This window comes from Jatrophihabitans cynanchi, assembly GCF_027247405.1.
Lineage (GTDB): Bacteria > Actinomycetota > Actinomycetes > Mycobacteriales > Jatrophihabitantaceae > Jatrophihabitans_B > Jatrophihabitans_B cynanchi.
Genome location: NZ_CP097463.1, coordinates 3,092,731 through 3,105,934 on the forward strand (window position 1 = coordinate 3,092,731; position 13,204 = coordinate 3,105,934).

Consider the following 13,204-nt stretch of genomic DNA (forward strand, 5'->3'; position numbering starts at 1 on the left):
AAGGAGCACCATGACCGGTCGGTTGATCCGGCGCGTCACCGTCGCAGCTGTGGCAGCTCTCGGCGTCGCAGCGCTCGCCGCCTGCAGCAGTGAGGACTCCGGCGGCAACGGCGGCAGCTCGACGCTGACGGTCGACACGTCGTTCGTGGTCAAGAGCCTGGACCCGGGCGCGGTCTACGAGCCCACCGGCAACGTCATCGTCCACGCGCTCTACGACACCCTGGTCACCTTCGACGGCTCGGACATCTCCAAGCCGGTCCCTGACCTGGCCAAGTCGTACACAGCCGCACCGGACGGCAAGAGCTTCACCTTCGTGCTGCGTGACGACGCCGTCTTCAACGACGGCTCCAAGGTCACTGCCGCGGACGTGGTGTTCAGCCTCAACCGGCTCAAGAACCTCAAGGGCAGTGCCGCCGCGATCGTCAAGGACCTGAGCGCGAGTGCGACGGACGAGCACACCGTCGTCGTGACCAGCGCGGTGCTGAACCCGAACGTGCCCACGATCCTGGCCGAACCGTACGCCGGCATCCTCAGTGCCAAGCTGGCCAAGCAGCACGGCGGCGAGGACGGCCCCGACGCGAGCAAGACCGACAAGCTCGGCAGCTACCTGAACACCGCGACGGTCGGCAGCGGGCCGTACCGGATCGAGTCCTTCGACGCCGCCTCGCGGATCGTGCTGACGGCGAACGACAAGTACTGGGGCAACAAGCCGGCGTTCAAGCGCGTCGTGTTCCAGAACATGGACGTCCAGAACCAGAAGCTGACGATGTCCAAGCAGCCCAAGTCCGAGATCGCGCTCGACCTCGCAGGCGACTCGCTGTCCGGCCTGCCGGGCGCGCTGCAGCAGTCCGGCAGCGCGGACTCCTACTACCAGCTGCGGTTGCACGCCGACCCGGCCGTCAGCGAGGTGACGTCCAACCGCGACTGGGTGAACGCCCTGCAGGCCGCGCTGGACTACAAGGGACTGGCCGCGCTGTTCGGCTCCTCCGGCGTCCCGGCTGCCGGGATCGTGCCGACCGCCTACGCCGGCGCGCTGCCCGAGTCCGAGGCGCAGACGCAGGACCTGGCCAAGGCCAAGTCGCTCGCCGAGCAGTCCGGTGTCGCATCCAAGTCGGTGAAGCTGCTGTACCCGGCGATCACGTTCGGCGGGGTGGACCTCGGCACCATCGCGGCGAAGGTGCAGAGCGACGCGGCCAAGGCCGGGTTGAAGATCGAGCTCGACCCGGCGCCGATCGCGTCCTTCCTGGACCAGCGGCGCGGCGGCAAGGTGGCGTTCAGCTTCAGCCCGCAGCTGCTGGACTACCCGGTGGCAGCCTCCGTCGTCGCCGACCTGATGCCCGGCGGTGGGACGGCCCAAGCTGCCGGGTGGACCGCGGACCGCGCCGATCCCGCCACGGTCGCCGCCGCGAACAAGGTGCTGACCGCGCTCGACGCCAAGGAGCAGGTCGCCGCGCTGCAGGACTGGCAGCGGCTGATGATCAACCACTCGCCGTACATCACCCTCGTCTACAACTCCGGCACCGTCGTCGCGAGCGCCGATCTCAAGGGCGCGGTGTACACCGCCGCCGGCTGGGTCGTCGACATCGCGGACATCAGCAGCCGTTGACCGAGCCGCACCTGCCGGACGGCGGCGCCGCAATCGCCACCGCCGACCCCGACCAGCAGGTTCCGGGCCGCTCCGAACCCCCCGGCCCGTCCCGGAACCTGCTGCGGTTCGTCGGCAAGAAGGTGGCGATCACCGCCGGGCTGCTGCTCGGCGTCACGATCCTGACGTTCCTGCTGGTGCAGGCGGTGCCCGGCGATCCGACCACGACGAACCTGTCCGAGACCGCGCAGAAGGACCCGTCCGTGGTCGCGGCGTACCGCGCCAAATGGGGCCTGGACAAGTCGCTGCCGGTGCAGTACTTCACCTACCTGAACCACCTGCTGCACGGCGACCTGGGCACATCGCAGAGCACCGGCAACCCGGTGGCGTCCGATCTGGGCAAGTACGTGCCCGCGACGCTCGAACTCGCGATCCCGGCGATGATCCTCGCACTCGCGATCAGCGTCGGCCTCGGGCTGTGGGCCGCGGTGCGCAAGGACAAGCCCGCCGACCACGCGATCCGCGGAGTGGCCCTGGTCGGCCTGTCGACGCCGTCGTTCTGGCTGGCGATCGTCGTGCTGTACATCTTCTTCTACAAGCTGGGCTGGGCACCGAACGGGGGCCGGCTCAGCGCGCGGTACACCCCGCCCGAGCACGTCACCGGCATGTACACGGTGGACGCGCTGCTGCAGGGCCGGCCGATCGCGTTCCAGGACGCGCTCTGGCACCTGATGCTGCCGGTGCTCGTGCTCACCGCGCTGACCGTGTCGGTGCTGATCAGGTTCGTCCGCTCGGCGATGCTCGAAGTCCTGGACCAGGACTACATCAAGGCCGCGTACGCCAAGGGCCTGTCGCGGCGCACGGTGCTGCGCAGGCACGTGCTGCGCGCCGGGCTGGTGCAGGTGGTCACCGTCGCCGGACTGGCGTTCGCCTCGCTGCTGTCCGGAACGGTGCTGATCGAGCAGATCTACAGCTGGCCCGGCCTCGGCCAGTACGCGTACCGCTCCGCGCTCAACCTGGACCTGCCCGCCATCATGGGTGTCGGGCTGTTCGTCGCGCTGGTGTACACCCTGGTGAACCTGATCATCGACATCCTGTACGGCGTCATCGACCCGCGGATCAGGCTGTCATGACCGGCGTCCCGTCCACGCTCGCCGCCGATTCCGCTCCGCCGGCCCTGCCCGCCCGCCGCTGGTTCGGGTTGCGCCCGGGTGCCCCACGCGCCGAACGTGTCGCGCGTCGACGGCACAGTCGTGGCCTGACCGTCGCCGCGTGCGTGATCCTCGCCGCCTGGGCACTCGTCGCGGTGTTCGCTCCGCTGCTCGCCCCGCACGATCCGCTCGCCCAGTCCGGCCCGTACTACGCGTCGCCGTCGGCCGCGCACTGGTTCGGCACCGACCAGCTCGGCCGCGACATCCTCAGCCGCATCCTCTACGGGGCAAGGCTGTCCCTGCCGCTGGCGGTCGTCATCGTCGCACTAGCGCTGCTCATCGGCGGCGGCCTGGGCCTGATCGCCGGCTACATCGGACGCTGGGTCGACGAGTCGCTGATGCGCCTCACCGACCTGGTGTTCGCGTTCCCGCCGATCATCCTGGCGATGGTGGTGACGGCCGCGTTCGGGCCGAGCGCACGCAACGCGGTACTCGCGCTGGTGCTGGTGTCCTGGCCGACGTACGCGCGGGTCGTGCGCAGCGCGGTGCTCTCGATCCGCAGCTCGGACTTCCTGCACGCGTCGCGGCTGCTCGGCGTCGGGCCGTGGCAGGCGCTGCGCCGGGACGTGGTACCCAACAGCGTCGGCCCGTCCGTCGTGCTCGCCAGCCTGGAACTCGGCAACGCGGTGCTGATGCTCGCCTCGCTCTCGTTCCTCGGACTGGGCCCGCGCCCGCCGGCGCCGGAGTGGGGCGCGATGATCGCGGCCGGCTCGAACGACCTGTCCAAGTGGTGGGTGAGCATCATCCCCGGCATCGCTATCCTCACCGCGGTGCTCGCGTTCAACCTGCTCGGTGACGCGGTGCGCGACTGGCTCGACCCGCGCGCCCGGAACGCGCGATGAGCGCCGTGAACGGGCCGCTGCTGCAGGTCAGCGGGCTGTCGGTCACGCTGCGCGGTTCGGACGGGCCACTGCCGGTGATCAAGGATCTCGACCTGCAGGTGAACCCCGGCGAGATCGTCGGCATCGCCGGTGAGAGCGGATCGGGCAAGAGCCTGACGGCACTCACCCTGCTCAACCTGCTGCCACCGGGTGCCACCGTGACCGGGTCGATGCGCTTCGCCGGCACCGAGCTGACCGGCCTCGACCGGCGCGGGTGGCAGCGGACGCGTGGCTCGGGCATCGCGATGGTCTTCCAGGACGCCAGCGCGGCGCTGCACCCGATGCTCACCGTCGGCGTCCAGCTGACCGAGCACATGCGCTCCGGGCTGGGTCTGAGCCGGGCGGCGGCTCGCGCGCGGGCGATCGAACTGCTCGAGCAGGTGCGGATCCCGCAGCCGGAGCGGGCGCTGCGCTCGTACCCGCACCAGTTCTCCGGCGGCATGCGGCAGCGGGTTGCGATCGCCATCGCGCTGGCCTGCCGCCCGCAGCTGCTCATCGCGGACGAGCCCACGACGGCCCTGGACGTCACCGTGCAGGCCGGCATCCTCGCGCTGCTCGACGAACTGCGCCGCGACAACGACCTCGCCGTGCTGTTCATCACGCACGATCTCGGCGTGCTGTCCTCGCTCACCCGGCGGGCGTACGTCTTCTACGCCGGCCGGGTGATGGAGAGCGGCAGCACCGTGCAGGTGCTCACCGACCCGGCGCACCCCTACACGGCCGCGCTGCTCGCCGCACGCCCGCACGGGCTCAGTGCCACCCGCACGCTGCGCGCGATCCCGGGCGCACCGGTGCTGCCCGGCCAGGAGCCGCCCGGCTGCCCGTTCGAGCCGCGCTGCACGTTCGCGCTCGACGCGTGCCGTGCCGGGGTACCGCCGCACGAGCCGATCGCGCACGGCCGCACCCTGGCCTGTGTGATCTCGCCCGACCTGAGCGGGGCGGACCGGTGAGCGATCTTCTCACCGTCGAGGACCTGCGGGTCGAGTACCGGCCGCGCGGGCGTGGCGTCGTGCGCGCCGTCACCGGCGTCGACCTGGCCGTCGCTGCCGGCGAAGTGGTCGGGTTGGTCGGCGAGTCCGGCTGCGGGAAGTCCTCGCTGGCCCGCGTGGTCGCCGGGTTGGCCGCGCCGAGCGGCGGCCGGGTGCTGTTCGCCGGTGAGCCCGTGGTGCCGCTGGCCTGGCGTAAGCGGCCGGCCGCCCAGACCCGGCTGCAGATGATCTTCCAGGACCCGGGTGGGTCGCTGAACCCGCGGCGCACCGTCGGCGCGCAACTGCTCGACGGTGTTCCCGCCGGCGTCACCGGCTCGGACCGCCGGGCACGGGTTGCCGAACTGCTCGAGCGCGTAGGCATGTCCGCCGCAGCGGGCGAGCGCTTCCCGCACGAGTTCTCCGGCGGCCAGCGGCAGCGGTTGGCCATCGCCAGGGCCCTCGCCGCTGAGCCCGAGCTGATCATCGCCGACGAGCCGGTGACCGCCCTGGACGCCTCGGCGCAGGCGCAGGTGGTCTCGCTGCTGCTGTCCCTCGTGCGCGAGCTCGACATGGGGCTGCTGTTCATCTCGCACGACCTCGCGCTGGTGCACGAGATCGCCGACCGCACCGCGGTGATGTACCTCGGCACGATCGTCGAGACCGGCCCGACCCGCCGGCTGATGGCCGAGCCGCGCCACCCGTACACCCAGGCGCTCGTCGGCGCGATCCCGCAGGTCTCGGCCGAGCCCCGGCTGCCGTCCGTGCTGCGTGGCGAGGTTCCGGACCCGTCACACATCCCGTCCGGCTGCCGGTTCCGGCCGCGCTGCCCGTATGCCGTCGAGATCTGCCGCACCGAACCGGTGCTGCGTGCGGCGGCCGGCTCGCTCGTCGCGTGTCACCGCGCCGAAGAACTCGCCGCCGTACCGGCGGACGTCACCCAGAACGGAGAGTCCCGATGAGCGCCCGCACCCGCGAGAACGACGGGCCGGTGGCAGCGGCGGTGCGCGCGATGTACGCGGCCTACCCCGACCCGGCCGGCTTCGATGTTCACCTGCACCCGCAGATCACCATCTGGGAGAGCGATCAGCCTGGACCGCTCATCGGCCTGGACGAGCTGACCGCGCTGCGCGATCGCCGCTCCCCGGACGAGGCGGCACCGCGCCCGACGCTGTCGGTCGAGGACCTGCTCGTCGACCGCTGGGGCGAGACGGCCGCGGTCGCCCGGTACGTGCTGCGCGCGAGCGCACCCGACGGCGAGCTGACGTTCCGGGTGAGCGACGTCTGGGACGGCGCCGGCGACCGATGGCAGATCGTGCACCACCACGCCGAACAACTTGCAGGCGCCATCGGGACCCCGGTCCCGATGGCCGACACTGGTCAGTGATCGGCACGCTCGGAGGGGATGGCATCACATGTTGGGCGAACGACTTCGCGAACTGCGCCTGCGTCACGGACTGACGCTGCGCGAGCTGGCGATCGAGGCAGAGGTATCTCCGGCCCTGCTGAGCCAGTTGGAGAACGGGGTCACCGATCCGAGCCTGTCCACGCTGCGCAAGCTGGCCACGGTGTTCAAGGCCGAGGTGTCCACCCTCTTCAGCGAACCCAATGCGCCGATGGTGCACCTGTCCCGGCCGGGCGAGCGGATGCATCTGACCGCGCCCCTCGGCGAGATCAGTTACGAACGGCTGACTCCCGGCCGCGGCGACCTCGAGGTGCTCTCCGCGACGATGAAGCCGGGCGATGTCAGCTCCTCGGAACGGCGTGGTCACGAATCGACCGAGTGCCTCGTGGTCCTCGAAGGCGAGGTGGTCGTGGAGATCGAGACCGAACGGCACGTGGTGCAGGCCCGCGAAGCGCTCACCTTCGACTCACGGCTCGCGCACCGGTTCTGCAACGAGAGCCTGGAGCCGGCCGTGTTCCTGCTCGCCGTCACCCCGCCGGTCCCGTGACCGGCCAGGTGACGCTCGGTGTCCAGTCCGACAAGTCGGCAGCCGAGTACGCCCGGCTCGGCGTGCTGGCCGAATCGCTCGGTTTCGACGGCGTGTCGGTGTTCCACGACCTGGGCTTTCAGCCCTCGCTCTTCCCGCTCCTGGAGATGGCCCGCGTCACCGAGCGGATCAAGCTCGGCGCCGCGTGCTTGAACCCGTTCCTGCTGCACCCGGTCGAGATCGCCGGCCAGGCCGCCGCGCTCGATCTGGCGTCCGACGGCCGGGCGTACGTCGGGCTGACCCGCGGTGCCTGGCTGGACCGGCTCGGGGTGCGGACCGAGCGCCCGCTCCGCGCGATCAGCGAGACCGTCGAGGTCGTGCAGCGGCTGCTGCGGGGTGACGAGAGTGCTTACGCCGGCGCGGTGTTCCCGCTCGCGGCGGGGACGCGGTTGGGCTACCCGCGCTGCCGCGAACGCATCGAGGTGCTCATCGGCACCTGGGGCCCGCGCGGGCTGGCGATGGCCGGCCGGATCGCGGACGAGGTCAAGCTCGGCGGCTGCGCGAACCCGGACATGGTGCGGCACGCGCGCAGCTTGCTGGACGCGGCGAGCGGTGCCGCCGGTCGTGCGCCGCTCGGGCTGGTGGCCGGAGCGGTGACGGTCGTCGACGCGGACGGCCCGGCCGCGCGAGCGCGTGCTCGCACCGAGGTCGCGATGTACCTCGACGTGGTGGCCGCGCTCGACGTCACCGTGCAGGTGCCCGACGACGTGCTCGTCCCGCTGCGGGCGGCGCTCGCCTCGGGCGATGCCGAGGCGGCCGGCCGGCTCATCCCGGACGACGTGCTCGACCGGTTCGCGTTCGCGGGCACTCCCGAGCAGGTCGCCACCCACGCCGCGGCGCTCGTCGACGCGGGCGCCAGCCGCATCGAGTTCGGTACCCCGCACGGGCTCACCGACGCCGAAGGCGTCGAACTGCTCGGCAAGCGCGTCCTGCCCGCGCTGAGGGAGGTTCGATGAACGCGGCCGAGATCGCCGACCGGTTGCTGGCGGACCTGGCACCCATCGACACCGACGCCGCCGAGGCGCTCGGTACCGAACCGGTCTCGTTGATGCCGGCACTCGCGCCGGCCGACTTCGCCGCGCGGCACGAGGCGTACCTGCGTGCCGAACGCGCGCTCGCCCAACCGGATGACGACCCGACCGCGGGCGTGCTTGCCGCAGCGCTGCGCGAGCGGGTGGGCAGCGAACTCGCGCTCGACGAGGCCGGGTTCACCACTGCGCTGCTGGCCCCGCTGGCGACGCCGGTCCACGCGGTCCGCGAGGTCTTCGACAAGCTGCCGCGGGAAAGCGCCGGCGACTGGGAGCGCGTCGCCGCGCACCTCGCGCAGGTTCCGCCGGCGCTGCAGGCCTATGCGGCGACGCTGCGCGAGAGTGCGGGCCGCGGGCACGTCGTGGCCGCCCGCCAGGTGCTCGGCGCCGCCGCTCAGTGCGAGCGCTGGATCGGCCCGGACGACTTCTACGGCCGGCTCGCCAGGTCCGGCCCGGACGATCCGCGCCTGGCCGCCGGCGCCGCGGCGGCTACCCGGGCGACCGCGGAGTTCGCCCGGTTCCTGCGCGAGGAACTGCTGCCGCTGGCGCCGGAACGCGACGCCGCCGGGCGCGAGCTGTACACGGTGACGGCCCGCGCGTTCCTCGGCGACGGTGTCGATCTGGACGAGACGTACGCGTTCGGCTGGGACGAGCTGGCCCGGCTAACCGCGGAGATGAACGCCGTCGCGCGCGAACTCGGCGCGACGTCCGTCGAGGAGGCGGCGGCCGCGCTGGACGCCGACCCGGCGCGCAGGTTGCACACCCCGGACGAACTGCTGGGCTGGCTGCAGCAGCGGGTGGACGAAACGGTCGAGGCGATCGACGGGGTGCACTTCGACCTGCCCGCGGTCTCACGCGCGCCGCAGTGCCGGATCTCCGACGCGTCGGCCGGTGTCATGTACTACTCGCAACCGGACCCGGCGTTCACCCGCCCGGGCCGGATCGTGTGGGCGCCGGCCGAGACCTCGCACACCTGGCGCGAGGTCACCACGCTGCACCACGAGGGGGTTCCGGGCCACCACCTGCAGATCGTCACCGCCCTCGCCGAACCGGGACTGCACCCGTGGCAGCGCTCGATGGCGCACGTGCACGGCTACGTCGAGGGGTGGGCGCACTACGCCGAGCGGCTGTGCGGCGAACTCGGCCTGCTGCGCGATCCGGGCGAGCGGCTCGGCATGTTGTACGGCCAGCGCTGGCGGGCGGCCCGCATCGTGATCGACATGGGGCTGCACCTGGACCTGCCGATCCCGCCCGGGAACGGCTTCACCGAGCAGACCCACTGGACGCCAGAGCTCGGCGTCGCCGTGCTGCGGGCGGCGTCCGGCGCCGAGGAGCAGGCGGCCCGGTTCGAGGTCGACCGCTACTTCGGCTGGCCCGGGCAGGCGCTGTCGTTCCGGATCGGCGCGCGGCTGTGGCAACAGATCCGTGAGGCGGCCGCGCGGCGTCCCGGCTTCGACCTGCGCGCGTTCCACACGTCGGCGCTGCGGCTGGGACCGCTCGGCCTCGGCCCGCTGCGAAAGGTGATGCTCGATGCCTGACATGGAGCTGTTCGACCTGCGGGTCACCGTCGAGCGGATCGAAGGCCGGTCGGTGTGCGGGCTGCAGGTGGGGGACTGGTTCGAGCTGGTGAACAGCGCCGAACTGCGCATCCCCGACGGCAAGCACTTCTGCATCTTCGCGCTGCAGTCCGTGCTGCCGTTGTTGCCCGCCAAGCAGCGCCGGCTGCCCGCGAACGACTGGCTGGAACGTGACTCGCTGGTGTGCTGCCCCGACCCGGACGAGCGGGTGGTCATGCGGATCGAGCGGATCGGCACCCGGACGATGGATTCGGGCGACCTCACCTGAGCCGAGGGCACGAACCCGCGGTCGCGAGCGACGCCGGCGCGTGCAGTGCCGGACGGGAGAAGACCCCGTCCAGGATGCGCGACCTCGATGCGGCTGTGCTGTCCACGCATATCGGGCTCTGCTAGCACATACGCTCGCAGAGCCCGATCAAGGGCGATCAGGGTGATCAGGGCGATCAGGGGCGCTCAGGGGCGCTCACCCCGGTCGCGCGGGCCAGGAGAGCTGTCGCCCGCCCGACGGTGCGCCGCCGCACGACGGCCGCACAGCAAGACGGCCGCACAGCACGACAGCCTGACCTCACCGCGGCGAGATGAGGCCGGCGGCCACCGCGTCCAGATGCTCGAGCAGGGCGTGTGCCGACGGGCTGAGCGTGCGCTCGGCCGGCCCGGTGACGCCGACCGTGTGGCTCATCGGCTCCAGTGAGATCGGCAGCGGCCGCAGCCGGGCGTCGTCCTGTGCGATCAGCATGGGCAGCGCGGCGATCATGTCGGTCTCGACCAGCAGGTTGCGCAGCGTGAGGATCGAGGTGCACTCGATCCGGTTCGCCGGCAGCGGCAGGTCGTGGCGCAGGAACACCTGCTCCAGCTCGCGGCGCAGCGCGGTCTCGGTTCCCGGCAGCACCCACGGGTAGTCGATCAGGTCGGCGACGGTCGGATCGGCCAGCCGGTGGCTGGGATGTCCGCGCCGGGCGACCAGCCGCACCGGCTCGTCGTACAGCCGGCGCTGCACCGTCCCGTGCGCCGGGACGCCGGTCAGCCGGCCGACCACGAAGTCGACGCGGCCGGCCTGCAGGTCGGCGAGCAACGCCTCAGGGCTCGCCTCGTGGATCACCACCGTCAGGTGCGGACGGTCGGACTTCAGCGCCGCAATCGCCCGTGGCAGCAGCAGGTTCGAGCCGGCCAGGTGGGTACCCACGGTGACCGTGCCGAGCCCGGCGTCGGCGAGTTCGGCCAGGTGCCGGCCGGCCTGGGTGAGTTGGGCCAGCACGGTGCGGGCGTGCTCGGTGAACGCGCTGCCGTAGAGCGTCGGGGTGATCCCGCGGGGGCCGCGGTCGTACAGCGAGACGCCGAGGATCTCCTCCAGGTCGCGAAGCGCGCGGGTGAGCACCGGCTGGGTGACCCGCAGGTGCGCGGCGGCCCCGACCACGCTGCCGTGCTCGGACAGCGCGTCCACCAGCCGCAGGTGCCGCAGCTTGAGGCGGCCGTCCAGCAGGCGCGGCGCGTCCATCCCGCCAGGGTATACCTGTATGGGCATGGCGATGGGCACTATCGGTATTTGTTCGGCATGGCCTGATGCGTCAGGCTGGTCGGCATGACGCCGCGCATCCTTCGCAACTTCGTGGCCGGTGAGTTCGTCGAGTCCGGCCGTACCTGGGACAAGATCGGGCCGGTCGACGGCACCGTCATCGCCCGGGTGCACGAGGCGGACGCCGCGCTCGTCGACCGCGCCGTGTCCGCGGCCCGCGCCGCCCTCGACGGCGCGTGGGGCGCCACTACCGTCGCGCAGCGAACCGCCCTGCTGCGCCGGGTCGCCGACCGGATCGAGGAGCGGTTCGAGGAGTTCGTCCTCGCCGAGTCGGCCGACACCGGCAAGCCGCTGGCGCAGGCCCGCGCGCTGGACGTGGCCCGGGCGGTGGCGAACTTCCGCTCCTTCGCCGACACGGTGGCCGCGGCCGGGCAGCCCTCGTTCATGACCGACCTGGCGGGCGGCCGGCAGGCGCTGAACTACGCGGTGCGCAAGCCGCTCGGCGTGGTCGCGGTGATCGTGCCGTGGAACCTGCCGCTGTTGCTGCTCACCTGGAAGGTCGCGCCGGCGCTGGCCTGTGGCAATGCGGTGGTGGTCAAGCCGAGCGAGGAGACGCCGTCGACCGCCACGCTGCTGGCCGAGGTACTGGACGAGGCAGGTGTGCCCGCCGGGGTCTACAACGTGGTGCACGGCTTCGGGCCCGATTCGGCCGGCCAGTTCCTCACCGAGCACCCCGGCATCGACGGCGTGACGTTCACCGGTTCGTCGGCCACGGGTGCGGGCATCATGCGCGCGGTGGCGCCGCGGGTGCGTCCGGTGTCCTTCGAGTTGGGCGGCAAGAACGCCGCGCTGGTGTTCGCCGACGCCGACCTGGACGCGACGCTGGACGGCCTGACCCGGTCGGTGTTCGCGAACACCGGGCAGGTGTGCCTGTGCACCGAGCGGGTGTACGTGCAGCGGCCGGTGTTCGACGAGGTGGCGGCCGGGCTGGTCGAGCGGGCTCGGGGGCTGCGGCTCGGCCGTCCGGACGACGCGGCGACCACGACCGGCCCACTGATCTCGGCCGAGCACCGCGAGAAGGTGCTGTCGTACTACCGGCTCGCCGAGGAGGTGGGCGCGAAGACGCTGGTCGGCGGCGCGGTTCCGTCGCTCGGTGACGGCCTCGACGGCGGCTGGTGGATCGAGCCGACGTTGTGGACCGGGCTGGGCAACGCCGACCGCCCGATGCGCGAGGAGATCTTCGGCCCGTGCGCCGCGCTCGTCCCGTTCGACACCGAGGACGAGGCGATCGCGCTGGCCAACGACACCGACTACGGGCTGGCGTCCTCGGTCTGGACGAGCAACCTATCCCGCGGGCACCGCGTCGCGCAGGCGATGAACGTCGGCATGTCGTGGGTGAACACGTGGTTCCTGCGCGACCTGCGTTCGCCGTTCGGCGGCGTCGGGTTGTCCGGCATCGGCCGCGAGGGCGGCGTGCACTCGCTGGACTTCTACACCGAACCCACCAACGTCTGCGTCCAACTGTGAAGGCAACTCCGCGCGGACGGTTCCCGCACAGTCGGCGGGTCGGCGAGTTCGTGTACGTCAGCGGCACGTCGGCGCGCCGGCCGGACAACACGATCGCGGGCGCATCCGTCGACGAGTTGGGCACCACCAGCCTGGACATCCGCGCCCAGACCCGCGCCGTGCTGGACAACATCAAGACGATCCTGGCCGACCACGGCGCAGGCCTGACCGACCTCGTCCAGGTGACCAGCTACCTGGTCAGCATGAACGACTTCGGCGGCTACAACGAGGTGTGGGCCGAGCACTTCGACGAGTCCGGCCCGACCCGCACCACGGTCGCCGTCCACCAGTTGCCGCACCCGCACCTGCTCATCGAGATCCAGGCCGTCGCGTACCTAGGAGACACGTCGTGATCAACCTGCAGCCGATCAACTTCCCGAAGTGGATCGAGGACAACCGGCACCTGCTCAAGCCGCCGGTGGGCAACAAGACGATGACGGTGGGCAACGACTTCATCGTGATGATCGTCGGCGGCCCCAACTCGCGCACCGACTACCACGTCGACCCGTACGAGGAGTGGTTCTACCAGCTCGAGGGGAACATCCACGTCGACCTGATGGTCGACGGCAGGCCCGAGTCGGTGCACATCGGTCCCGGCGAGACGTGGCTGCTGCCGGGCAACACGCCGCACTCGCCGCAGCGGCCCGAGCCCGGTTCGGTCGGCCTGGTCATCGAGCGGGTGCGCGAGGAGGGCACGCTGGAGAAGTTCCAGTGGTACTGCCCGAACTGCGACGCCCTGGTGCACGAGGTCGAACTGCAGGTGCGCGACATCGTCGTCGACCTGCCGCCCGTGTTCACCGCGTTCTACGAGGACGAGGCCGCGCGCGTCTGCAAGAACTGCGGGCACGTGCACCCCGGCCGAGTCGCGAACGGCGGCTGATCGCGGC

At 71.7% G+C, this 13,204-nt stretch carries 14 protein-coding genes; 13 read left to right on the forward strand and 1 reads right to left on the reverse strand.

Features of this window, described 5'->3' with window-relative positions:
• The first annotated feature begins 10 nt into the window (after positions 1–10).
• The 10 genes from M6B22_RS15095 to M6B22_RS15140 are packed head-to-tail and all read left to right on the forward strand — an operon-like array spanning position 11 to position 9,506.
• A complete protein-coding gene (locus M6B22_RS15095; RefSeq protein ID WP_269442387.1) occupies positions 11–1,606 on the forward strand; it encodes an ABC transporter substrate-binding protein in 1,596 nt (531 codons plus the stop codon).
• Positions 1,603–2,718, forward strand: coding sequence for an ABC transporter permease (locus M6B22_RS15100; protein ID WP_269442388.1), 1,116 nt, complete (start codon positions 1,603–1,605; stop codon positions 2,716–2,718). The genes M6B22_RS15095 and M6B22_RS15100 overlap by 4 nt, the downstream gene beginning before the upstream one ends.
• Positions 2,715–3,638, forward strand: coding sequence for an ABC transporter permease (locus M6B22_RS15105; RefSeq protein WP_269442389.1), 924 nt, complete (start codon positions 2,715–2,717; stop codon positions 3,636–3,638). The genes M6B22_RS15100 and M6B22_RS15105 overlap by 4 nt, the downstream gene beginning before the upstream one ends.
• Entirely contained in the window at positions 3,635–4,627 is a 993-nt protein-coding gene (locus M6B22_RS15110) for an ABC transporter ATP-binding protein (RefSeq protein WP_269442390.1), read from the forward strand. Before M6B22_RS15105 ends, M6B22_RS15110 begins: the two co-directional genes overlap by 4 nt.
• Positions 4,624–5,604: an ABC transporter ATP-binding protein gene (locus M6B22_RS15115; protein ID WP_269442391.1), complete on the forward strand. Its 981-nt coding sequence runs from the start codon at positions 4,624–4,626 to the stop codon at positions 5,602–5,604. The genes M6B22_RS15110 and M6B22_RS15115 overlap by 4 nt, the downstream gene beginning before the upstream one ends.
• The gene (locus M6B22_RS15120) at positions 5,601–6,029 is read left to right on the forward strand and encodes a nuclear transport factor 2 family protein (RefSeq protein ID WP_269442392.1); all 429 of its coding nucleotides are present in this window, start codon (positions 5,601–5,603) and stop codon (positions 6,027–6,029) included. Before M6B22_RS15115 ends, M6B22_RS15120 begins: the two co-directional genes overlap by 4 nt.
• A gap of 28 nt (positions 6,030–6,057) precedes the next feature.
• A complete protein-coding gene (locus M6B22_RS15125; protein ID WP_269442393.1) occupies positions 6,058–6,594 on the forward strand; it encodes a helix-turn-helix domain-containing protein in 537 nt (178 codons plus the stop codon).
• The gene (locus tag M6B22_RS15130) at positions 6,591–7,589 is read left to right on the forward strand and encodes an LLM class flavin-dependent oxidoreductase (protein ID WP_269442394.1); all 999 of its coding nucleotides are present in this window, start codon (positions 6,591–6,593) and stop codon (positions 7,587–7,589) included. Before M6B22_RS15125 ends, M6B22_RS15130 begins: the two co-directional genes overlap by 4 nt.
• A complete protein-coding gene (locus M6B22_RS15135; RefSeq protein ID WP_269442395.1) occupies positions 7,586–9,199 on the forward strand; it encodes a DUF885 domain-containing protein in 1,614 nt (537 codons plus the stop codon). The genes M6B22_RS15130 and M6B22_RS15135 overlap by 4 nt, the downstream gene beginning before the upstream one ends.
• On the forward strand, positions 9,192–9,506 hold the full coding sequence (locus M6B22_RS15140) for a TIGR04076 family protein (RefSeq protein ID WP_269442396.1): 315 nt from the start codon (positions 9,192–9,194) through the stop codon (positions 9,504–9,506). Before M6B22_RS15135 ends, M6B22_RS15140 begins: the two co-directional genes overlap by 8 nt.
• Before the next feature lie 297 nt (positions 9,507–9,803).
• Here the strand turns inward: M6B22_RS15140 and M6B22_RS15145 are convergent, their stop codons facing one another.
• Positions 9,804–10,733, reverse strand: a complete 930-nt coding sequence (locus tag M6B22_RS15145) for a LysR substrate-binding domain-containing protein (protein WP_269442397.1) — start codon at positions 10,731–10,733, stop codon at positions 9,804–9,806.
• 84 nt (positions 10,734–10,817) lie between these two features.
• On the opposite strand from M6B22_RS15145, the gene M6B22_RS15150 reads away from it, so the two are divergent.
• The 3 genes from M6B22_RS15150 to M6B22_RS15160 are packed head-to-tail and all read left to right on the forward strand — an operon-like array spanning position 10,818 to position 13,197.
• Positions 10,818–12,278 carry a 2-hydroxymuconic semialdehyde dehydrogenase gene (locus M6B22_RS15150; protein WP_269442398.1) on the forward strand — a complete coding sequence of 487 codons (1,461 nt, stop codon included), beginning with the start codon at positions 10,818–10,820 and terminating at the stop codon, positions 12,276–12,278.
• The gene (locus M6B22_RS15155; RefSeq protein ID WP_269442399.1) at positions 12,275–12,670 is read left to right on the forward strand and encodes a RidA family protein; all 396 of its coding nucleotides are present in this window, start codon (positions 12,275–12,277) and stop codon (positions 12,668–12,670) included. The genes M6B22_RS15150 and M6B22_RS15155 overlap by 4 nt, the downstream gene beginning before the upstream one ends.
• The gene (locus M6B22_RS15160; protein WP_269442400.1) at positions 12,667–13,197 is read left to right on the forward strand and encodes a 3-hydroxyanthranilate 3,4-dioxygenase; all 531 of its coding nucleotides are present in this window, start codon (positions 12,667–12,669) and stop codon (positions 13,195–13,197) included. Before M6B22_RS15155 ends, M6B22_RS15160 begins: the two co-directional genes overlap by 4 nt.
• Positions 13,198–13,204 lie beyond the last annotated feature (7 nt).

Coding starts and splice junctions, on each gene's coding strand:
- M6B22_RS15095 (WP_269442387.1), top strand. CDS start 11: ATGACCGGTCGGTTGATCCGGCGCGTCACCGTCGCAGCTGTGGCAGCT.
- M6B22_RS15105 (WP_269442389.1), top strand. CDS start 2,715: ATGACCGGCGTCCCGTCCACGCTCGCCGCCGATTCCGCTCCGCCGGCC.
- M6B22_RS15110 (WP_269442390.1), top strand. CDS start 3,635: ATGAGCGCCGTGAACGGGCCGCTGCTGCAGGTCAGCGGGCTGTCGGTC.
- M6B22_RS15120 (WP_269442392.1), top strand. CDS start 5,601: ATGAGCGCCCGCACCCGCGAGAACGACGGGCCGGTGGCAGCGGCGGTG.
- M6B22_RS15125 (WP_269442393.1), top strand. CDS start 6,058: ATGTTGGGCGAACGACTTCGCGAACTGCGCCTGCGTCACGGACTGACG.
- M6B22_RS15135 (WP_269442395.1), top strand. CDS start 7,586: ATGAACGCGGCCGAGATCGCCGACCGGTTGCTGGCGGACCTGGCACCC.
- M6B22_RS15140 (WP_269442396.1), top strand. CDS start 9,192: ATGCCTGACATGGAGCTGTTCGACCTGCGGGTCACCGTCGAGCGGATC.
- M6B22_RS15145 (WP_269442397.1), bottom strand. CDS start 10,733: ATGGACGCGCCGCGCCTGCTGGACGGCCGCCTCAAGCTGCGGCACCTG.
- M6B22_RS15150 (WP_269442398.1), top strand. CDS start 10,818: ATGACGCCGCGCATCCTTCGCAACTTCGTGGCCGGTGAGTTCGTCGAG.